The organism is Amycolatopsis sp. DG1A-15b (assembly GCF_030285645.1).
GTDB lineage: Bacteria > Actinomycetota > Actinomycetes > Mycobacteriales > Pseudonocardiaceae > Amycolatopsis.
The window spans coordinates 1,865,887-1,884,226 of the sequence record NZ_CP127296.1; the positions used below are offsets into that span (position 1 = coordinate 1,865,887).

Annotated in this window: 18 protein-coding genes and 1 pseudogene; 6 read left to right on the top strand and 13 right to left on the bottom strand. The window is 72.9% G+C overall.

All coding sequences use genetic code 11. The annotated features are described in order from the left end of the window. Positions 1-1,212, top strand: a complete 1,212-nt coding sequence (locus QRY02_RS08660; RefSeq protein WP_285990971.1) for an MAB_1171c family putative transporter — start codon at positions 1-3, stop codon at positions 1,210-1,212. On the opposite strand, the gene QRY02_RS08665 is transcribed toward QRY02_RS08660, so the two are convergent. Together QRY02_RS08665 and QRY02_RS08670 are read right to left on the bottom strand one after the other, a co-directional pair. Continuing rightward, positions 1,195-2,781 (bottom strand): long-chain-fatty-acid--CoA ligase, encoded by a 1,587-nt coding sequence (locus tag QRY02_RS08665; protein WP_285990972.1) that lies wholly within the window; start codon positions 2,779-2,781, stop codon positions 1,195-1,197. The two genes, QRY02_RS08660 and QRY02_RS08665, sit on opposite strands and share 18 nt — an antisense overlap. Before the next feature lie 84 nt (positions 2,782-2,865). Continuing rightward, complete coding sequence (locus tag QRY02_RS08670; protein ID WP_285990973.1) at positions 2,866-3,306, bottom strand: hypothetical protein; 441 nt, start codon at positions 3,304-3,306, stop codon at positions 2,866-2,868. A gap of 65 nt (positions 3,307-3,371) precedes the next feature. On the opposite strand from QRY02_RS08670, the gene QRY02_RS08675 reads away from it, so the two are divergent. Next, the gene (locus QRY02_RS08675) at positions 3,372-4,145 is read left to right on the top strand and encodes a maleylpyruvate isomerase family mycothiol-dependent enzyme (RefSeq protein ID WP_285990974.1); all 774 of its coding nucleotides are present in this window, start codon (positions 3,372-3,374) and stop codon (positions 4,143-4,145) included. 2 nt (positions 4,146-4,147) lie between these two features. Here QRY02_RS08675 and QRY02_RS08680 read toward each other — a convergent pair. Both QRY02_RS08680 and QRY02_RS08685 read right to left on the bottom strand, forming a co-directional pair. Beyond that, positions 4,148-4,890: pseudogene (locus QRY02_RS08680) on the bottom strand (alpha/beta fold hydrolase). Between the two features lie 22 nt (positions 4,891-4,912). Then, positions 4,913-5,935, bottom strand: coding sequence for an MFS transporter (locus tag QRY02_RS08685; RefSeq protein ID WP_285990975.1), 1,023 nt, complete (start codon positions 5,933-5,935; stop codon positions 4,913-4,915). A gap of 236 nt (positions 5,936-6,171) precedes the next feature. Between QRY02_RS08685 and QRY02_RS08690 the strand changes: the two genes are divergently transcribed. Then, positions 6,172-7,068 carry a LysR family transcriptional regulator gene (locus QRY02_RS08690; RefSeq protein WP_285990976.1) on the top strand — a complete coding sequence of 299 codons (897 nt, stop codon included), beginning with the start codon at positions 6,172-6,174 and terminating at the stop codon, positions 7,066-7,068. Between the two features lie 3 nt (positions 7,069-7,071). Here QRY02_RS08690 and QRY02_RS08695 read toward each other — a convergent pair whose 3' ends face one another. Together QRY02_RS08695 and QRY02_RS08700 are read right to left on the bottom strand one after the other, a co-directional pair. After that, complete coding sequence (locus QRY02_RS08695; protein WP_285990977.1) at positions 7,072-7,644, bottom strand: hypothetical protein; 573 nt, start codon at positions 7,642-7,644, stop codon at positions 7,072-7,074. 160 nt (positions 7,645-7,804) lie between these two features. Beyond that, on the bottom strand, positions 7,805-8,473 hold the full coding sequence (locus tag QRY02_RS08700; RefSeq protein ID WP_285990978.1) for a TetR/AcrR family transcriptional regulator: 669 nt from the start codon (positions 8,471-8,473) through the stop codon (positions 7,805-7,807). A 129-nt stretch (positions 8,474-8,602) separates the two neighbouring features. On the opposite strand from QRY02_RS08700, the gene QRY02_RS08705 reads away from it, so the two are divergent. Then, positions 8,603-9,511, top strand: a complete 909-nt coding sequence (locus QRY02_RS08705; RefSeq protein ID WP_285990979.1) for an SDR family NAD(P)-dependent oxidoreductase — start codon at positions 8,603-8,605, stop codon at positions 9,509-9,511. A gap of 148 nt (positions 9,512-9,659) precedes the next feature. Here the strand turns inward: QRY02_RS08705 and QRY02_RS08710 are convergent, their stop codons facing one another. Genes QRY02_RS08710 through QRY02_RS08725 form a run of 4 tightly spaced genes read right to left on the bottom strand, consistent with a single transcriptional unit; the run spans position 9,660 to position 13,881 of the window. Then, complete coding sequence (locus QRY02_RS08710) at positions 9,660-10,832, bottom strand: mandelate racemase/muconate lactonizing enzyme family protein (RefSeq protein ID WP_285990980.1); 1,173 nt, start codon at positions 10,830-10,832, stop codon at positions 9,660-9,662. Between the two features lies 1 nt (position 10,833). Then, positions 10,834-11,661: a carbohydrate ABC transporter permease gene (locus tag QRY02_RS08715; RefSeq protein ID WP_285990981.1), complete on the bottom strand. Its 828-nt coding sequence runs from the start codon at positions 11,659-11,661 to the stop codon at positions 10,834-10,836. Next, on the bottom strand, positions 11,661-12,584 hold the full coding sequence (locus tag QRY02_RS08720; protein WP_285990982.1) for a carbohydrate ABC transporter permease: 924 nt from the start codon (positions 12,582-12,584) through the stop codon (positions 11,661-11,663). Before QRY02_RS08720 ends, QRY02_RS08715 begins: the two co-directional genes overlap by 1 nt. 28 nt (positions 12,585-12,612) lie before the next feature. Beyond that, positions 12,613-13,881: an ABC transporter substrate-binding protein gene (locus QRY02_RS08725; RefSeq protein WP_285990983.1), complete on the bottom strand. Its 1,269-nt coding sequence runs from the start codon at positions 13,879-13,881 to the stop codon at positions 12,613-12,615. A 151-nt stretch (positions 13,882-14,032) separates the two neighbouring features. On the opposite strand from QRY02_RS08725, the gene QRY02_RS08730 reads away from it, so the two are divergent. After that, the gene (locus tag QRY02_RS08730; protein WP_285990984.1) at positions 14,033-14,794 is read left to right on the top strand and encodes a FadR/GntR family transcriptional regulator; all 762 of its coding nucleotides are present in this window, start codon (positions 14,033-14,035) and stop codon (positions 14,792-14,794) included. A gap of 26 nt (positions 14,795-14,820) precedes the next feature. Then, positions 14,821-15,189, top strand: coding sequence for an L-rhamnose mutarotase (locus tag QRY02_RS08735; RefSeq protein ID WP_285990985.1), 369 nt, complete (start codon positions 14,821-14,823; stop codon positions 15,187-15,189). Positions 15,190-15,202: 13 nt separating this feature from the next. Here QRY02_RS08735 and QRY02_RS08740 read toward each other — a convergent pair whose 3' ends face one another. The 3 genes from QRY02_RS08740 to QRY02_RS08750 form a co-directional block, all read right to left on the bottom strand. Continuing rightward, positions 15,203-15,586, bottom strand: a complete 384-nt coding sequence (locus QRY02_RS08740) for a hypothetical protein (protein WP_285990986.1) — start codon at positions 15,584-15,586, stop codon at positions 15,203-15,205. Positions 15,587-15,688: 102 nt separating this feature from the next. Further along, the gene (locus QRY02_RS08745) at positions 15,689-16,879 is read right to left on the bottom strand and encodes a glycosyltransferase (RefSeq protein WP_285990987.1); all 1,191 of its coding nucleotides are present in this window, start codon (positions 16,877-16,879) and stop codon (positions 15,689-15,691) included. After that, on the bottom strand, positions 16,876-18,339 hold the full coding sequence (locus tag QRY02_RS08750; protein ID WP_285990988.1) for a serine hydrolase domain-containing protein: 1,464 nt from the start codon (positions 18,337-18,339) through the stop codon (positions 16,876-16,878). Before QRY02_RS08750 ends, QRY02_RS08745 begins: the two co-directional genes overlap by 4 nt. Between the last annotated feature and the right edge of the window lies 1 nt (position 18,340).

An 18,340-nucleotide genomic window follows, 5' to 3' on the forward strand; every position in this document is an offset into this window, starting at 1 on the left:
ATGGCCTCCCCGACCGAGTGGCTCCGTTTGAACGGCCCGGCGTTGCTGGCCTGCCTCGCCGTCGTCGTCCGGATCGCCCGGTCCCGGCACCGGCGGCGGTCCGGCAGCGAGGTGACGATCTGGCTCGTCTCAGTGTGCATCGCGTTCTCCCTGGTGCTGCAGACATCCGTGGTGTACTTCGCGGTGGGCCGCTTCACCGGCATCCCCAACCTCGCCAGGCTGGCCAACCACGGCTGCATCCTCGTCGCCGCGGTGGCCGGGCAGGACTTCCTGCTGCAGATCAACCGGCCGGAGCAGGCGCGGCGCCGGTTGGTGCCGTACACGATCTGGGCGGCGACCGTGTTCGCCGCGATGTGCCTGCTGTTCGTGCTGAGCCGCACGGGCGTGGACGAAATCCATTTCGCGGCCCGGTACGGGCGCACGCCGGGGGTGCTGGAGTACTGGCTCGTGTACCTCGCCGGACTGCTCCCGGCGATGGTGGACTCGGTCCGGCTCACGGTGGGGTACGCCGCGAAGTCGACCGAGACGGTGATCCGGCTGGGATTGCGCCTGATCGCCACCGGCATCGTTTGCTCGATGCTGTACCACGTGCAGAAAGCCGTGTTCTTCGCGGCGCAGCGCCTCGACCTGCACTACCCCCGGTCCATCGGCGGCCCGATGGACCGGTACCTCCCGCCCCTGTCGGTCCTGCTCCTGATCGTCGGGATCGTGCTGCCCACCTGGCGCACCCCGGTCGTCGTCAGCAACTACCTGACGCACCTGCGATTGCGCCCGCTCTGGCTCGCGTTCTACGCGGTCGTCCCGCGCATCGCGTTCGACCCGCCGAGATCCCGGCTGCGGGAAGTGGTCGACGTCCGTGACATCGGCCTGAAGCTCTACCGCCGCGTGGTGGAGATCCGCGACGGCAGGCTCGCGTTGCGCGCGCACCTCGACCCCGAGATCGCGGCGGCGGCCGGGGAATCGGGGCGCGCGGCGGGATTGGCCGGTCCGAAGCTGGACGCGCACGTGGAAGCGGTCACGCTGGCCGCGGCCATCCGCGCGGTGGCGGACGGAGCGGAGCCGCCCGGCGACGGCGCGGCGCTGGCTGTGCCGGGTGGCCGTGACTTGGACAGCGACATCGCGTTCCTGAAGGCGGTCGCCGCCGCCTACCGCCGGCTCGATCCCCGGCTCCGCGTGCCGCAGCGGACCGCCGGCTCAGGACACGTCGAATAGGCCGGGCGCGAATTTCACCGGGCTGAAGTCCGCTTCCTTGCCCGTCCGTTCCCAGATCACGTCGGCGCAGTGCAGACCCTCGGCGGACAGCTGCCGCTTCACGACCTTGAACGTCGAGGTCCGCGGGAGTTCCCGGACGGTGCGCACGTAGCGGGGCACCTGTTTGGGGCCGAGGTCGGCCTGGGCGGCGAGGAAGCGGCCGAAGCCGGCCGGATCCAGCCGGGTGCCGTCGGTGACGATGGCGGCCATCACCTGGTCGCCGGTCACCGGGTCGGGCACCGCGTAGACGGCGGCGTCGGTGATCGCGGGATGCCGCAGCAGGATGCGCTCGATCGGCGCCGTGCCGAGGTTTTCCCCGTCGACGCGGAGCCAGTCGCCGAGCCGGCCGGCGAAGTAGCAGAAGCCGGCGGCATCGGCGTAGGCGAGGTCGCCGGTGTGGAAGCGGCCGTCGCGCAGGCGTGCGGCGTCGGCTTGCGCGTCGCGGTAGTACCCGGCGAACCAGCCGGCGCCCGCGGTGTTGACCAGTTCGCCGACGGCCTCCGCCGCGTTGAGCAGGTGGCCGTCGGCGTCGAACTCGGCCGGGGGACAGCGGCGGCCGGTGTCCGGGTGCAGGATGGCCACGTCGCCGGCCGGCCGGCCGAGGGAGCCGGGTGGGGTGTCGTCGGTGCGGGCGAAGCCCACGCCGCCTTCGGTGGAGCCGAACGCGTCGACGACCTTGCAGCCGAAGCGCTTCTCGAACGCGGTCAGGTCGGCGCTCGCTCCTTCGTTCCCGTAGACCAGGCGCAGGGGGTTGTCCGCGTCGTCCGGCCGCGGCGGCGTCGCGACCACATAGGACAGTGGCTTGCCGACGTAGTTCGCGTAGGTCGCGCCGAACTTCCGCACGTCGGGCAGGAAGCCGGAGGCGGAGAACCGGCGGCGCAGGGCGATCCCCGCGCCGGCCGCGAGCCCGACGGCCCAGCCGGCCATGATGGCGTTGGAGTGGAACATCGGCATGGTGACGTACACGGTGTCCGATGTGGACAGCCCGAAGCGCTGGGCGAGCATCGCGCCGGGGAACGCGATCTTGCCGTGGGTGCAGCGCACCGCCTTCGGGTCGCCGCTGGTGCCGGACGTGAAGATCAGCATCAGCAGGTCGTCGGCGGAGGCGGGGACGGGATCGGCCGCGTCGTTCGACGGCGTCCAGGATTCCAGGTCGCGCACGCCGATCCCGCCGAGGTTCAGCCCGGCCAGCAGGGGCCGGTACTTCCGCTCGGTGAGCACGAACTGGCAGTCGGCGAGCCGGATGTCCCGCGCGAGGGCTTCCCCGCGCCGGGTCGGGTTGAGCCCGACCAGGACCGCTCCGGCGAACGCGCAGGCGCCCAGCAGGACGGAGAACGCCGGCACGTTGTCGGCCAGGATGCCGACGTGGGGCGGTTCGTCCCGGCGCAGCGCTTCGCGGAGGCCGGCCGCCCAGCGCGCGGAGGCGTGGACGTGCTCGGCCCACGACCACGTTTCGTCCTCGAACCGCAGCCCCGGACGCTCGTCGCCGGCGCGGGCCAGCAGCAGCTCGGTCACCGTCGGGACGCTCATCCGCGCACCTCCAGGCGCCGGCGGGCAGAAGTGAAACAGGTTCTACTTCTACCACGGCGACGGCCGCGGGGTCCACCGCGCCGGTCAGCGGCGGCCGGTGGCCAGGATGACGAGGAACTGGCCGCCGCCCGGCTGGACGTCGGCGGTGACCGGCAGCCCCGGTACCAGCCGGGAAAACCGGTCCACCAGCCAGTCCGCCGCTTCCCGCGCGTCCCGCTCGGTCGGGCAGCGGGCCACCATCTCCCGGCCGCCCTTGCGCTCCAGCCGGCCGGCCACGGTGATCAGCGGCGCGGGTTCGGCCACGTGCAGGCGGTCCGGCCAGGCGATGACCACCTTGACCGCGCCCTTGCGGGTGTTGCAGCCGCGGTGCGCGAGCCGCTCCGGGACCTTGGCCTTCCGGTCGGCGGTCCGGCTGTCGACGCTGGGTCCGCGCGGGTCGTTCACCGACATGCCGGGGTCGACCGGTTCGTCGCACACCCAGCACCGCCAGCCGTCGCGCTCGGCCACGTCATCGAGGAGGCTCACCGGGGCAACCTAGCAAGCACGGTGACCACCGGAACACCTGCGTCCCTCCGGGAGTTGTGCGTGGCATGACCTCACTCGTGGACCGCACGATCACCGCCCTCCGTTCCGAGCACGACACGCTCGCCGACCTCGCCCGCGGCCTCACCGACGACCAGCTGGCCGCGCCCAGCGGCGCCGCGGAGTGGACCGTCGCCCAGGCCCTTTCCCACCTCGGCAGCGGCGCCGAGATCGGCCGCGCACCCCTCGCGCGGGCCGCCGGCGAGACCGTGGCCGCCGAGGACAACCAGACGATCTGGGCCCGCTGGGACGGGTCCGCGCCGCGGGCGCAGGCCGAAGGCTTCCTGGAGCACAACGGCCGCTGGCTCGAAACCGTCGAGGCGCTCACGCCCGAGCAGCGTTCGTCGCTGACCGTCGACCTCGGCTTCCTGCCGGAGCCGGTGCCGCTGGTGACCGCGCTGGGCATGCGGCTGAGCGAGGTGGCCAACCACTCGTGGGACGTGCGCGTCGCCTTCGACTCCGGTGCCGGGGTCGACGCCGGCTCGGCCGCGGTGCTGGTCGACCTCATGACCGGGCCCCTCGGGTTCATGCTGAGCTTCCTCGCGAAGCCGGCCGAGCTCGCGAACCCGGTGTCCGTCGCGGTTCCCGGCGCCGGGCTGGTGATCGACGACGCGGTCACCGTGGTGGACCACCTCGAGTCGCCGTCCGCGACGTTCACCGGGCCGGCGGAGGCGTTCATCCGGCTGCTCAGCGGCCGGCTCAAGGCGCCGTACGACAAGGACGTCACCGTCGAAGGCGCCGTCACGCTCGACGAGCTGCGCCGGGTGTTCCCCGGCTTCTGAGTTCACCGGTAGCTCTCGAGGAGGTCGGCCAGTGCGGCGGGACGGCTGAGCGCGACGCAGTGACCGGCGGTGATCTCGTCCGGGACGATGCCGAGCCGCTCGGCCGCCAGCCGGCGGAAGAAATCCGGCGGGAAGCAGCGGTCCTCGCGGCACAGCACGAAGCGGGTGGGCACCGCCGGCCACGCTTCCAGGGGCCACGGCTCCCGCATCGCGGTGGGGGAGGGGTGGGCCCGCTCCCTGCTCAGCGCTTCGTCCGCGAGGGCCCGCGGGACGTCGTGGTAGAAGCTTACGTGCGGGTCGGCGTGGCCGGTGCGGCCACCGTCGCGCGCCGCCTGGGCCTGCACCGCCTCGCCGCATCCGGTGTTCTCGCCCCAGTCCCCGGGCGACTCGCCGGGCGCGGGGATCATCCCGGCCACCAGGACCAGCAGGCCGGCCGCGAGCCGGTCGGCGACCAGCGGTGCGGTGAACCCGCCGAAGGAGTGGCCGACGACGACCAGGTCCGTCCGGTCGCCGACGGCTTCGACCACGGTGACATCCGAGGCTTCGCCTCAGGCCGGGGGCTCTGCCACCCGGAGCCCCCGGAAAGCACTACCGCGTCGGCGTAGTCGGTGAGCGTGGCCGAGGCGTCGCCGGCGGGCAGGTCCGGGGCCACCACGTCGTGACCCCGGGCCCGCAGCTCGGCGGCGACCAGGTGCCAGGCCCAGCCGGCGTCTCCGCCGCCGTGGATCAACACATACGTGCTCATGGGACTGCCTTTCCGTTGTCGTTCAGGGGTTTCGGCGGCGCAGGGCGGGCCCGAGCGCCCGCTGGGCGGTGAACAGCGCGATCCCGCCGATGGCGCAGGCCGCGCCGAGGACGGTCGCGCCGAGCAGCTGGAGCAGCGCGGTTCCGGCCAGCGGGCCGAGCACCGCGCCGACGCTCCAGGTCGTCGAAGCCAGGCCCAGGTACCCGCCGCGCAGCTCGGCCGGGGCGAGAGCGGCGAAGGTGTCGCCGAACCGGACGGCGATCCCGATCTGCCCGAGCGTCCAGATCAGGACCGAGCCGGCGAAGGCGGCGGTGCCGTCACTCACGGAGCCGAGCCCGGCGCCCAGCCCGACCAGGAGCATCGAGGTGGCCGACACCGTGGTGCCGTCGCGGCCGGCGAGCAGCCGGACCGCCAACGGCTGGAGAGCCACGACGGCGATCCCGTTCAGGGCCAGGACTCCGCCGTAGGCCGCCGGGCCGGGACCGCCGGCCGCCATCAGCAGCGGCAACGTCGTGAACGTCTGCAGGAACAGCGTGAAGTAACCGGTGTGCAGCGCCAGCATCGCGAGCATCAGCCGGTCGCGCAGCACGACCGGCAGCAGCGCCCGCCGCGTCCGCACCGATCCCGCCGGCCGGGTTTCCGGCACCTGGCGCCAGACGATCAGTGCCGCCGCCAGCGACGCGGCCACGTTGATCCAGAACAGGAGCCCGTACCCGTACCGGGCGAGGATCCCCGCGGCGATCGTGGCGACCGAGAAGCCGAGGTTGGCCGCCCAGTAGAGCAGCCCGAACGCGCGGACCCGCTGGTGCGCCGGTAGATCGGCCACCGCGGCCGACCCGGCCGGGCGGAACAGCTCGATCGTCAGCCCGACACCGACGGCGGCCGTCCAGATCCCGGGCAGCGAGTCCGCCGAGCCGAGTGCGGTGAGCGCCGCGGCGGCACCGACGAAGCCGGCCAGCATGGTGTTGCGCCGGCCGATCCGGTCGCCGAGCCAGCCACCGAGCAGCTGGGAGCCGATGTCGCCCAGCCCGACCGCCGCGACCACCGAGCCCGCGGTCGCGGGGAGAGGTGCTGCGCCTGCGTCAGGTACAGCACCAGGAACGCCCGCACCACCCCGCCGGCGCGGCCGACGAAGTGCGTGGCCGCCAAGGCCCAGACCAGTTCGGGGAGCCCCTGCCGGGTTGCTGTGGTCGTCATGGGAACCACGCTAGGTCCGCGGAGACATCACGAAAAGCGATGAATTCCGATCGAATCGATCGCCAGCGGCTATGTTAGCTGGCTATGGCCGACTTCGAGCTGCGTCACCTGCGGACCATGGCCGCCATTGCCGAGGAAGGCACGTTCGGGCAGGCGGCGGCCCGGCTCGGCTACACCCAGTCCTCGGTGAGCCAGCAGATCGCCGCGCTGGAGAAGGCCGTCGGCGGCCCGGTCTTCGACCGGCCCGGCGGGCCGAGGCCGGTCCGGATCACCCGGCTCGGCGAGGTGGTCCTGGCCCACGGCCGCGAGCTGCTGGCGAAGGCGGCCACGCTGACCGACGCCGTCGGCCGGTTCCGGGCGGGCCACGGCCGCATCGACATCGGCACCTTCCAGAGCGTGTCGAACCTGATCCTGCCCGCCGTCATCCGCCGGCTGCTGGACGAGCACCCCGGCTGCGACATCAGGCTGTCCGACGTGCCGCCGGAGGACCCGCGGATCGGGGAGCTCGACCTGCTGTTCCACGACGGCCCGGTCGGTGGCGACGTCGAGCACGTCAAGCTGTTCGACGAGCCGTACCTGCTGGTGACGCGCGCCGGCGCGGTGCACGGTGGCGGCCCGGTGCCGGTGAAGCGGCTCGACGAGGTCCCGATGGTCGCCTGGCCGCCCACCCACCACCAGCGGTGGCTGGAGCGGACGCTCGCCCGCGCCGGCGCACAGCCCCGGTTCGTGTTCCGCACGACGGGCCACGAAACCATCCTGTCGATGGTGCGGGCGGGCATCGGCTGGGCGGTGCTGCCGTGGCTCGCCCTGCACGGCCAGGACGCCTGGGCCGACGATCAGCTCGCCGTCCACCCGCTGAAGCCGTCGCCCACCCGCGAGCTGTCCCTGCACTGGCCGGCCGGGCGGACCGAATCTCCGCTGGCGGTCCGGGCGCGGGAGATCGCCGTCGACGTCGCCCGCGACCTCGCCGAGCGGATGTGACCGTCAGAAGTGGATCAGCGCGCGGGCCGAGGCGGCGGCGTCGGTGAGCTTCGTGCCGGTGCCGGTGACGAAGTAGAGGCCGGCCGGGCCGGTGCACTGGAGCGTCACGCTGAACCCGCCGGTGACCGGGTTCGAGGAGTAGTCGGAGCACAGCTGGCCGGTGCCCGCGTAGATCTGCGCGAGGGTGTGGGCCTCGTGGGCGGCATCGGTGAGGGTGGTGCCCAGGCCCTGCCGGAAGGTGAGGCCGGCCGGGGCGTTGCACTGCAGCGTCACGCCGAAGCCGCCCAGCTGGGTGCTGCTGCCGTTGGAGAAGGTGCAGTTCAGGGCGGCGATGGCGGGGTCCTGCACCAGTGAGGTGGCTTCGGCGGTCGCGGCGGTCAGCGTGGTCCCCAGGCCGGCCACCACGCGGAAGGAGCTGCCGACGCAGGTCAGCGTCTGCTCGTAGCCGCCGAGGACGGCCCGGTTGGTGTAGGCGGAGCAGGAATCTGCGGCGTCCGCGGTGGCGGGGACGGCGACGGCCGAGCCGACGGCGACGGCGAGGGCGCCGAGCGCTCCGAGGCAGCGACGCACGGACATGCGGAACTCCTTTGCCGGGCAGGGCGCCGCCGGTCGGAAAATGGTGCGGCGCGGGTGTTTTTGTGGTCTACCACCCGCGCACAGGGTGTCTTCACGGCATTTGTGACGACACCGCCGTTCGCCCCCGGACTGGTCCGAACCACCGCGAGGGTGCGGCGGATCAGCCGTTGCGGGCCATGGCACCCGTGATCAGCAGGGCCAGCCCGTGCGCCAAGGCCGGCGCCAGGTCCAGCCGGAGCGCCGCCAGTGCCGGGTCCGCTTCGTACGCCGCGCGGGTGCTGGGTGACGGGCGGCAGTGGGTCCACAGGCCGCCGGCCAGGATCATGGCCAGCAGGCACACCGGTGCCGCTTCGCCGCCGACTTCGGGCACCGTGCGGCGGAGCAGCTCGGCCATCGCGTCCAGCCCGCCGAGAGCGGACCGCTTGAACCGCACCACGACGTCAGTGGACACGTTGTGCTCCAGGACGCCCGCCTGCGCGCCGATGAGGTCGCAGAGCACCGTGCGGCGGGCCAGCGAGCGGGAGACCACCGCCGCGAACGCCTCGGCCCGCTCCGGCGCCGGACGGTCCGGGACGACGCCCGCGCCCACCTCGCCGGACACCTCGGCCAGCCAGTCCCGCAGGGCGCGGTCGAGCAGTTCCAGGAGCACGGCCTCCCGGGATTCGAAGTAGCGCAGGACGTTCGACTTGGCCAGGCCGACCCGGCGGCTGAGCTCGTTGAGGCTCACCTCGGCCACCGGCATCTCGTCGAGCATCTTCAGCGCCGTGTCGAGGATGGTGCGGCGCCGCTCCTCCCGCTGCTCCGCGCTGCGCGCCCGCTGGAACGTCATGAGACCAGCGTAACGCCCGGGCGGGGAGATTGGAGACCGGCAGTCTCTTGACAACAGACCGACGGTTCCTTAGCGTCGGTGGCATAACAGACCGACGGTCCGAAAGGGCCGCGACCCGGGAGGACCGCCATGAGCGACAACTGGACCGAGCGCGAGGTCCCCAGCCAGCGCGGCCGCGTGGCCGTGATCACCGGCGCCAACACCGGCCTCGGGTTCGACACGGCGAAGGTGCTGGCCGAGCGCGGGGCGACGGTGGTGCTCGCCGTCCGCGACGTCGAGAAGGGCAAGCAGGCGGCCGCGCGGTTCGGCGCGGACGCCGACGTCACGGTGCAGAAGCTGGATCTGTCGTCGCTGGAGTCGGTCCGGGCCGCGGCGGCCGACCTGCACGCCACGCTGCCGAAGATCGACCTGCTGATCAACAACGCCGGCGTCATGTACCCGCCGCGGCAGACCACCCGGGACGGCTTCGAGCTGCAGTTCGGCACCAACCACCTCGGGCACTTCGCCCTGACCGGCCTGCTGCTGGACCTGCTGCTGCCGGTCGAGGGCTCGCGGGTGGTGACGGTCGCCAGCATCGCCCACCGCATCCGCGCGGAGATCCACTTCGACGACCTGCAGTGGGAGAACTCCTACGACCGCGTCGCGGCCTACGGACAGGCCAAGCTGGCCAACCTGATGTTCGCCTACGAGCTGCAGCGCCGCCTCGCCCCGCACGGCACGACGGCGTCGATCGCCGCGCACCCCGGCGTGGCCCGGACGGAGCTGATGCGCAACTCCCCGGCGGTGGCCCGCGTGCTCTTCCCCGTGGTGGCCCCGCTGTTCACCCAGAGCTCGGAGCGCGGCGCCCTCCCGATCCTGCGCGCGGCCACCGACCCCGCCGCTCTCGGCGGCCAGTACTACGGCCCGGCCGGCCCGGGCGGTTACCGCGGGCGCCCGCGGGTGGTCGCCTCCAGCCCGCAGTCCTACGACCCGTCGATCCAGCGGCGGCTGTGGGCGGTTTCGGAGGAGCTGACCGCGGTCAAGTTCCCCGTCGGTTGAGCCGCGCGTGATCCCGGAGCCGGCACGCGTGATCCGGGAGCCGGCACGCGTGATCCGAGGGTCGACACGGCGGCCGGCCCCGTGTCGACCCGCCCATCACGCGTGTCGACCTTCCAAACACGCGTGTCGGCCTTCCGATCACGGGGCCTCAGGCCTCCACTGACGCGCGGTCACCGTTGCCGGACGCCGGGAGCAGGTGGAAGCCGGCGCGGTCCGGGCGGATGTGCGAACCGGTGGACGCCGGGTCCGGGAGCCGGTGGCCGGCGGCCGTGATGGCCGCTTCGTCGAGGCGGATGCCCAGGCCCGGCCCGTCGCCGAGGATGAACGCGCCGTCGCCGATTTCGTGGCCGAGGGAAACGCCGACCGGGGGCCGGAGGTCCTGCAGCTCGGTGACCAGGTGGTTGGGTACCGCGGTCGCGGCGTGTACCAGCCCGACCGGGGTCGTGCCGATCGGGCTCACCGGCAGGTCGTGGGCGTGGGCGAGGGCGGCGACCCGCAGGAAGTGGGTGACGCCCCAGCCCGCGGCCGTCTGGACGATGTCGACCGCGCCGGCCGCGATCAGCGGCCGGTGCTGCTCCAGCCCGGTGAGGTTCTCCCCGGTCGCGACCGAGGCGCGGATGCCGCGGCCGACGGCCGCGTGGCCGTCCACGTCCCAGCGCCGCACGGGTTCCTCGATCCAGGTCAGGTCGAGGGCCCGTTCGAGCTCGCCGACGTGCCGGACGGCCTGCTTGCGCGTCCAGTTCTCGTTGACGTCCAGCATCAGGCCCGGGCGGGTGGCGCCGGCCTCGGCGAGGACGTCGCGGACGAGGCCGAGGCGGCGCCGGTCGCGGTCGATGTCCAGGCCGCCCTTGAGCTTCGCCGCGCGCAGCCCGTGGGCGGCGTAGGTCCGGTACAGCTCGGCCAGCTCTTCGTCGTCGAGGGCGATGTCGAGACCCGAGGCGTAGGCGGGCACGCGGCGGTCCCGGCCACCGAGCAGCCGCCAGAGCGGTTCGCCGGCCAGCTGCGCCTTGATGTCCCACAACGCCGTGTCGAAGGCGCCGATGGTGCCGAACACCGCGCCGGCGTGCCCGGCCTTGAACGTCCGCCGCAGCATCCGGTCGTAGAGAGCGGTCACGCCACGCGGGTCTTCGCCCTCGAGCGCGGCGAAGACGGTCTCCGCCTGCACGTGCGAACCGAGCCCGACGCCGGTGACACCTTCGTCGGTCTCGACGACGACGATCGGCATCCGGAGGACACCGTCGGCGTGCACGCCGTTGGCGTCGCCGATCGGGCGGCCCCACTCCTGGACGGTCGTGAGGGCCCGGAAACCAGTGATGCGCATTTCATCCCTTCGTGGACCCGGCGGTCACCCCGTCGGCGATTTGGCGTTGCAGGAACAGGTAGACGAGCAGCACCGGCACCGCGGCGATCAGCACCCCGGAGGCGAACGTGGGGATGTCGGCGGAGTACTGCCCGCGCAGCGCGGTCACCCCGACCATGAGGGTCCGGTGCTCCGCCGACGGCATCAGCAGCAGCGAGATCAGGACGTCGTTCCAGCAGAACAGCGCGTTGAGCACCCCGACCGACAGCAGCGCCGGGGCACCCAGCGGGAGCATGATCCGCCAGTAGACGCCGTAGACGGTCGACCCGTCGACGCGGGCCGCGTCGACGATCTCCGGCGGCACGGCCGAGTAGAAGCTGGTCATCAGGAAGACCGTGAACGGCAGGAACTGCGCCACGTAGGCGAGCACCAGCCCCGGGTAGGTGTCGATGAGCCCGGTGCTCGCCATCAGCCGCGCGAGCGGGACCATGATCACCTGGAACGGCACGAACAGCGCGGCGAGGATGCCCAGGTACACCGCGGACGACCCGCGGAAGCGCAGGCGGCCGAGCGCGAAGCCCGCCATCGACCCGAGCAGCAGCAGCACCGCGACCGAGCACACCACGACGACGACCGAGTTGAGGAAGTACCGGGACATCCCCACGCTCGTCCACACCCGGGTGATGTTGTCCCAGCGGAGTGCGCCGGCGGGCGCGAACCGGTCGAGGGTGTACTCGCGGCGGTCCTTCATGGCGACGTTCGCGGTGAACAGCAGGGGATAGATCGTCGCCAGGGCGAGGGCGGCCATCGGGATGGCGGCGAGCCACTTCGTGAGCCGGGAACCCCGCATCAGTCCTCCTTTCCGGCGCGCCGCAGGATGCCGATCTGGGCCATCCCGACCACGAGCATGATGAGGAACAGCACCGTGGACGCCGCCGAGGCGAGCGCCGGCTGGTTCAGGTGCCCCTGCTGGAACCAGACGTAGAACTCGGGCAGGTAGGTCGACCCGGCCGGGCCGCCGTTGGTCATCACGTACAGCAGGCCGAACATCGAGGTCAGCATCCCGATCATCGTGGTGACGAAGACGAACTGGATGGTGCGGGACAGACCGGGGACGATCACGTGCCGGATGGTCTGCGGCAGCGACGCACCGTCCACTTTGGCCGCGTCCAGCAGCGAGCCGTCCAAAGTGGAGAAACCGGCGAGGAAGACGACCAGCGCCATGCCGAACGTCGCCCAGACGTGCACCCCGACGACGGCGAAGATCGCCACGCTCGGATTCCCCAGCCAGTCCACCGGGCCGAGGCCGACGAGGCCCAGCACGGCGTTGACCGGCCCGTCGAAGGCCAGCAGCAGGTTGAAGATCGCCCCGACGATCACCGGCGACAGCACGGCCGGGAAGAAGTAGACGCCGCGGTAGACCCGGTGGCCCGGCACCTTCAGGTGGATGAAGGTGGCGAGCAGGCCGGGGATGGCCACGGCGACCGGGAGCAGGAGCACGAGCAGCCCGACGTTGCGCACGGCGGTGTGGAACAGCGGATCACCGAACAGCGTCGCGTAGTTGTCGAAACCGACGGCCGTGCCGTTGCGGGCGCCGTCCCCGGTGAAGGAGAAGTTGACGCCGAGCAGCAGCGGCCACAGCCGCAGCAGGAGGACGATCAGCACGGCCGGGGCGACGAGGACGAGCGGCGCGAAGCGCTCGAGCCGTGTTCCGCGGGGGGCGCGCCGGACCGGCGCGGGTCCCCCGGTGGGCCGGGCCGGAGCCCGGTCCACCGGAGCGGGAGAGTACCCGGTCACGCCGTCAGCCCTTGTCCGACGCGGCCAGCTGCTGCAGCACCTCGTCGACGCCGATCGAGCCGCTCAGCAGCTGCTGAGAGAGCCGGCCCATGAGGTCGAGCGTCTTCGAGGAAAGGGCGACGTGGAGGGCGGGCTTGCCGGTCTTGACCTCCGAGACGATCGTCGCCACGGCCGGTCCGCCCGCCGACACGTCGATCGACGTGTCCGCGGCGATCGCGCCGCTGTCGGCGTAGAAGGACTTCAAGGCGTCGGTCGAGCTCAGCGCCCGGACCAGGTCCGCGGCCAGCTTGGGATCCTTCGTGGTCTTCGCGACCGCGTAGCCGATACCGCCGTCGTACGGGAGGCTCGGGGTGGCGGCCGGGTTGACCAGCGGCGTGGTCATCACGCCGACCTTGTCCGCGCCCAGGAACTCGGCGAAGTCCTTCCAGTGCCCGACGTCGGACATCAGGCCGATGACGTTCGCGGCCTTGCCGGACTGGAAGAGCGCGAACGCGTCGTTGAACATCGCGGTGGAGTTCGGGCCGTCGGTGTTCAGCCCGGTGTCGTTGACCTGCTTCCACAGCTCGAAGACGCGCTTGACGTCCGGTGAGGTCCAGTCGCGCTTGCCGGCGATCCAGTCGGTGGCCTCCTGCGGCGTCAGGGTCGCCGAACCCACGGCCGACAGGAAGAACTGGATCCCGGCGCCTTCCTTGTTGCCCAGCGCCAGGCACTTCGCGCCGGTCTTCGCGGCGATGGTGCCGCAGTCGCGGACGAACTCCTCCCAGGTCCGGGGCGGCGCCTGGGGGTTCAGCCCGGCCCTCTCGTAGAGCGACTTGTCGTAGTAGAAGGGGTGTCCCTGCAGGGTGACCGGCTCGGCGTAGACCTTCCCCTCCTGGGTGAAGGCGTCCCAGCCGCTGAGGCGCGAGCGGTCGTCGGCGACGTAGGAGTCCAGCGGCGCGAGGTCGCCGACCCGGTCGCGGATCTGGCCACCGCCGTTGAAGAGCATGACGTCCGGCCCTCTCTTGGCCTGGATCGCCGCGCCCAGCAATGTGTAGTACTGGTCGTAGGGCTGGGCCACGAACTCGACGGTGACGCCGGGGTGCTGCTTGGCGAACTCGGCCTTGGCCTTCGCCACGTAACTCGCGGCCTTCGCGTCGCCGGACTTCCAGTCCCAGACCACGAGCTTGCCGCTCGCGTCGCCGGTGGGGGCGGCCGGGCCGGCGGCGCTTCCGCAGCCCGCGGTCAACGCCAACGCCGCGACCAGGGCGGCCGAGAATAGTGTGCGCTGCTTCATCGCTGCTCACTTCTCCAGACGGTGGCCGGACGGGGAGTGGCCCGGCTCAGTGCGCAAAAACGTAACTCGTATGACGTATGACGTCAACGCCCGCGCTGTGTAAGCTTCACCTGCGTTCGGCGAAGGTCGGCGCAGTGCGACCGGAGGAACGATGACGGCATCAGACCGGCAACCCGCTGCCCCCGATTGGGTGCGCCGCCCCGCGAACCTGGCGAGCGCGGTCACCGCCGAACTCGTGGGACGCGTGGTGCGCGGGGTCCACCCGCCCGGGACGTCGCTGCCCGCCGAACCGGTGCTGTGCGAGAGCTTCGCGGTGAGCCGGACCGTGGTCCGCGAGGCGGTGAAGCTGCTGCAGGCGAAAGGCCTGGTCCAGGTCCGCCAAGGCGCGGGGACGGTGGTGAACCCGGCGTCGATGTGGAACATGCTCGACGAGCTCGTCCTGGCCGCGGTGATCGCCGAGGACGAGACCTCGGCCGTGCTGGACGACCTGGTGGTGACGCGCCGGCTGCTCGAGGCGGACATGGCGCTGGTCGCCGCCCGGACCGCCGGCCCGGACGTCGTCGCCCGGCTGGGGGAGCTGGTGGACCTGATGGACGAACTCGTCGACGATCCGGTCGCCTACCGCGAGCAGGACCTCGCGTTCCACGACACGATCATGCAGGTCTCGGGCAACCGCCTGGCCCGGGGCGTGGTGCGCGCGCTGGAGAGCCAGGTCGTCAACACTGCCCGCTACGTGGGCCCGAGCGAGCGCGCCCTGTGCGTGGCCTCGAACCAGGGGCACCGCCGCGTCTACGAACGGATCTCGGCCGGGGACGGGGACGGCGCGGCGAAGGCGATGTTCGACCACATCACCGAGGCGTGGCTCGCACGCCGCCCGGCATCCGGTGACCCCGGCCGCCGCCTCGATCGGTGACGCCACCGGCGTCCGGAAGGAGTTCCATGGTCCAGCGCTACGGCATGCTGATCCGCCTGCGCCCGGAGCGGCGCGAGGAGTACCTGCGGCTGCACGCCGCGGTCTGGCCCGGCGTCGAACGGACGCTGCGGGAAGCCAACATCCGCAACTTCACCATCTTCCGCCACGACGACCTGCTCTTCGGGTACTACGAATACGTCGGCGAAGACCACGACGCCGATCAGGCCCGCATCGCGGCGGACCCCGAAACGCAGCGCTGGTGGGCGTTGACCGACCCGTGCCAGGAATCACTTTCCCCGCGCGAAGGGGGCGCCTGGTGGACGCCCATGGACGAGGTCTGGCACCTCGCCCCGGGCGCCGCCGGGAGCTCCCCTGTGGACGGTCGAGAGCCCTGACGGCGCCGGTGGATCAGGCGTTCTGCCAGTTCGAGCACTGCCAGTTGGGCGTCTTCTGGCAGACGCGGAAGATGGTCACCGGGTTGTCGGAGGTGCCCGGGATCTTGGCGCTGCAGCCGGAGCTGCTGCCGTTGGCGTCGTCCACGCCGGAACCGCCGCCGCTGCGGGTCCGCCACTCGGTGCGGAAGCCGTAGCCGTCGCTGAAGGTGTCGCACGCGTACACCCGGGTGTGGCCGTTGGTCACGCCTCCGTAGCCGCAGCGGATCGCGCCCTGGTAGCTGCAGTTGACGATCTCGGCGTAGGCGTCGTCTGCCGACGCGGCCGGGGCCACGGCGACCGTGCCGAAGGCGGCGAGCAGCGCCGCTCCGGCCAGGGTGGGCAGTCGGTGGTTCCGCACGGTTTCCTCCTGCTGGTTTCGGTGGCGGTACGCACCGTCCACTCCGGACCTCCGCCCCGGTTGAGGGCTGGGGGCGGAGTTCACCCGATCGGCCGCATCTCGCTACCGAAGCTCGTCGAGCAGCAGGCGTGCGGCCGTCGCCGCGCCGCCGGTGCGGACCTGCGCTCCCAGCGCCTTCGCCCGTGCCGCGGTTTCCGGTGCCAGCGCCGTGTCGAACGCCGCGGTCAGTGCCTCCGACGTCGCCGTCGGGCCGTCGAGAGCCGCGCCGACCCCGTTCGCGGCCACCCGGCCGGCCCAGTACGGGTTGTCCGCCAGGCGGATCGGGACCACCACCTGGGGCACGCCCGCCCGGGCGGCCGTCTGCGTCGTGCCCGCGCCGCCGTGGTGGACGACCGCGGCCAGCTTGCCGAAGAGGCGCTGGTGGTTGACGTCGCCGATGGCGAAGCAGTCGTCCACGGCCAGCTCCGCCCAGCCGCGGGAGACGAGGACCCGGTACCCCCGGGCGCGGCTCGCCTCGACCGACCAGCGGGCGATGTCCGGTGCCGGGCCGATGCTGCCGAAGCCCACGTAGACCGGCGGCGGCCCCGCGTCCAGGAACGCCGTCAGCTCGGCCGGCAGCGGCCGCTCGTCCGGCGAAGTCCACGCACCCGTCTGGATCACTTCGAGGTCCGGGGTGGCCGGTCCCAGCACCGGGTCGGCCGCCAGCCACGGCCGAGCGGAGTAGACGTGGTCGCGCACGTTGTCCACCGGCGGCAGGCCGAGTGCGGCCCGGTGCGCGTTGAGCGGTTCGCGGAACTGCGCGTTCACCCGCTGGGCGTCCAGTTCCCACCGCGTCGCGTTGTCCGCGCCCTCGGGCTCCGGCCAGCCGGGCCGCGGGGGCGGCGCGTGGTGCGGCGACGGCAGGTTGACCGCCGCGTAGGTCGCGTAGACGTAGCGGATGCCCGCGGCTTCGGCCACGGACCGCGCGGCGACCTGCGCCAGGCCGGCCGCCACCAGCGCGCCGCAGCCGTCGGCCGCCGCGGGCAAGACGTCGAACTGCGTTTCGAGCAGCTCGGCCCGGTACCGGGTCAGTTCCGCCGGCGTCGGGGGAGCTGTCGCGCGCATCAACGCCCGCACCGGTGGCCCGACCGGCACCGGCTCGATCCCGAGACCGGCCAGCCGGTCGGTGAACTCCTCGTCCGGCGGGGTGCACATCCGCACGTCGGCGCCGAGCGCCCGCAGCTGGACCGCGAGGGCGACGAGCGGTTCGACGTCGCCACGCGTCCCGTACGTCGACAGCAGTACCCGCGTCACCGCGATGCCCCGGCGTAGAAGCCGACCGGCATCGTGACGTCGGCACTCGACGCCCCGCACTCCAGCATCCACAGTGCCGCGGCCGGGCCCAGCTCCCGGCCCAGCACCCCGAGCGCGGCCGGGTCCGGCGCCACCGCGCGCGCCTGTTCCACGCCGCGCCCGAACGCGACCGGGTCCCAGCCGTCCGCGTCGCCGTCGCCGAGGGAGCACGCGCCGCCGGTCAGCGTCGCGACCGGCAGCGGGCCGGGCACGCCGAGCAGGCCGTGGGTGCGTTCGCCCACCAGGACGCCCATCCAGTGCGAGCTTTCCGGCGTGGGCCGGGGACCGGTCCACCGGGGCCGCCCGTCCATGTCCGGGAGCTTCGCCGGCGGGCCGGACACCGCCCAGCGGCCCGCCCACTCCACGGCCAGCCCGGGCGCGCTGCGGGTCGCGGGGTTGTGGAACCTGGCCATGTCCCACCGGTTGCCGACCGCGACCGCGGCCAGGTCGCGGTGCGGCCAGACCCGCGCTTCCCACCAGAAGCCCCACGGGAACGCCGCGGTGTGCCCCCACCACCAGTCCTCGCCCAGCGCCGGATCGGCGAGTTCGAGGGTCAGGCCGGAAAACGAGCGGACGCCGTGCGGGCTCGGGCGCTCGGCCCGTGGGGTCACCATGGCCGCGAGCGAGTCCGGGCCGACCAGCCCGCGCTCGCCGCGGGCGGTGCGCAGCAGGGATTGCAGCAGCCGCGCGAAGTCCGCGGCGCTGGTGTGCATCCCGACCCCCGGGTAGGCCGCCGTCCGCAGGGGCGGGCTCGGCAGGCACCAGTCGCCGAAGGCGAGGTACCCGGTGGCGCCGGCGGTGTTCCCCGTGCCGTCGTCGACGCTCGTGCTCCGCATCCCGGCCGCGGCGAACACGTCCCGCTCGACGCGGGCCCGGTACGGTTCGCCGGCCAGGTGCTCGACCACGCCGCCGAGCACCCCGACACCGAAGCTGGAGTACGAATAGGACCCCGGGGCCGTCACCAGCGGCAGTGCCCCGCCGTACTCGACGGCGCGGCCGCTCTCGTGCCGGCGGCGGACGTAATCGAGGATCGGCTCGGCCGGCGCGGCGGGCGAGACCGCGGTGACGATGTCGCTGGAATAGCCGCCCTGGTGCGCCGCCAGCATGGCGGTGGTGGCGGGCGCCGCACCGGGACCGCGCAGTCCGGCGGGCAGCACCTGGTCGACCGGGGTGTCCAGCCCGGCCATGCCCGCCTCGACGAGCTGCAGGAAAGCCAGGCCGGTGACCGGTTTGGTGAGCGAGCCCGCCGGCGCGGCCATCTCGGCGGTCATCGGCGTGCGCGCCGCCAGGTCCGCGAACCCGGTCGCGGCCGTCCGCAGGTCGTCGCTCGTCGCGACCGCGACGGCGACCCCGGGCGTGCCGGTGACCGCGGCCAGCCGCGGCAGGACGGTGTCCAGCGCCGCCACCACGTCGTCGAGCATG

Coding starts and splice junctions, on each gene's coding strand:
- QRY02_RS08660 (WP_285990971.1), top strand. CDS start 1: ATGGCCTCCCCGACCGAGTGGCTCCGTTTGAACGGCCCGGCGTTGCTG.
- QRY02_RS08665 (WP_285990972.1), bottom strand. CDS start 2,781: ATGAGCGTCCCGACGGTGACCGAGCTGCTGCTGGCCCGCGCCGGCGAC.
- QRY02_RS08675 (WP_285990974.1), top strand. CDS start 3,372: ATGACCTCACTCGTGGACCGCACGATCACCGCCCTCCGTTCCGAGCAC.
- QRY02_RS08690 (WP_285990976.1), top strand. CDS start 6,172: ATGGCCGACTTCGAGCTGCGTCACCTGCGGACCATGGCCGCCATTGCC.
- QRY02_RS08695 (WP_285990977.1), bottom strand. CDS start 7,644: ATGTCCGTGCGTCGCTGCCTCGGAGCGCTCGGCGCCCTCGCCGTCGCC.
- QRY02_RS08700 (WP_285990978.1), bottom strand. CDS start 8,473: ATGACGTTCCAGCGGGCGCGCAGCGCGGAGCAGCGGGAGGAGCGGCGC.
- QRY02_RS08705 (WP_285990979.1), top strand. CDS start 8,603: ATGAGCGACAACTGGACCGAGCGCGAGGTCCCCAGCCAGCGCGGCCGC.
- QRY02_RS08710 (WP_285990980.1), bottom strand. CDS start 10,832: ATGCGCATCACTGGTTTCCGGGCCCTCACGACCGTCCAGGAGTGGGGC.
- QRY02_RS08715 (WP_285990981.1), bottom strand. CDS start 11,661: ATGCGGGGTTCCCGGCTCACGAAGTGGCTCGCCGCCATCCCGATGGCC.
- QRY02_RS08725 (WP_285990983.1), bottom strand. CDS start 13,881: ATGAAGCAGCGCACACTATTCTCGGCCGCCCTGGTCGCGGCGTTGGCG.
- QRY02_RS08730 (WP_285990984.1), top strand. CDS start 14,033: ATGACGGCATCAGACCGGCAACCCGCTGCCCCCGATTGGGTGCGCCGC.
- QRY02_RS08735 (WP_285990985.1), top strand. CDS start 14,821: ATGGTCCAGCGCTACGGCATGCTGATCCGCCTGCGCCCGGAGCGGCGC.
- QRY02_RS08750 (WP_285990988.1), bottom strand. CDS start 18,339: ATGCTCGACGACGTGGTGGCGGCGCTGGACACCGTCCTGCCGCGGCTG.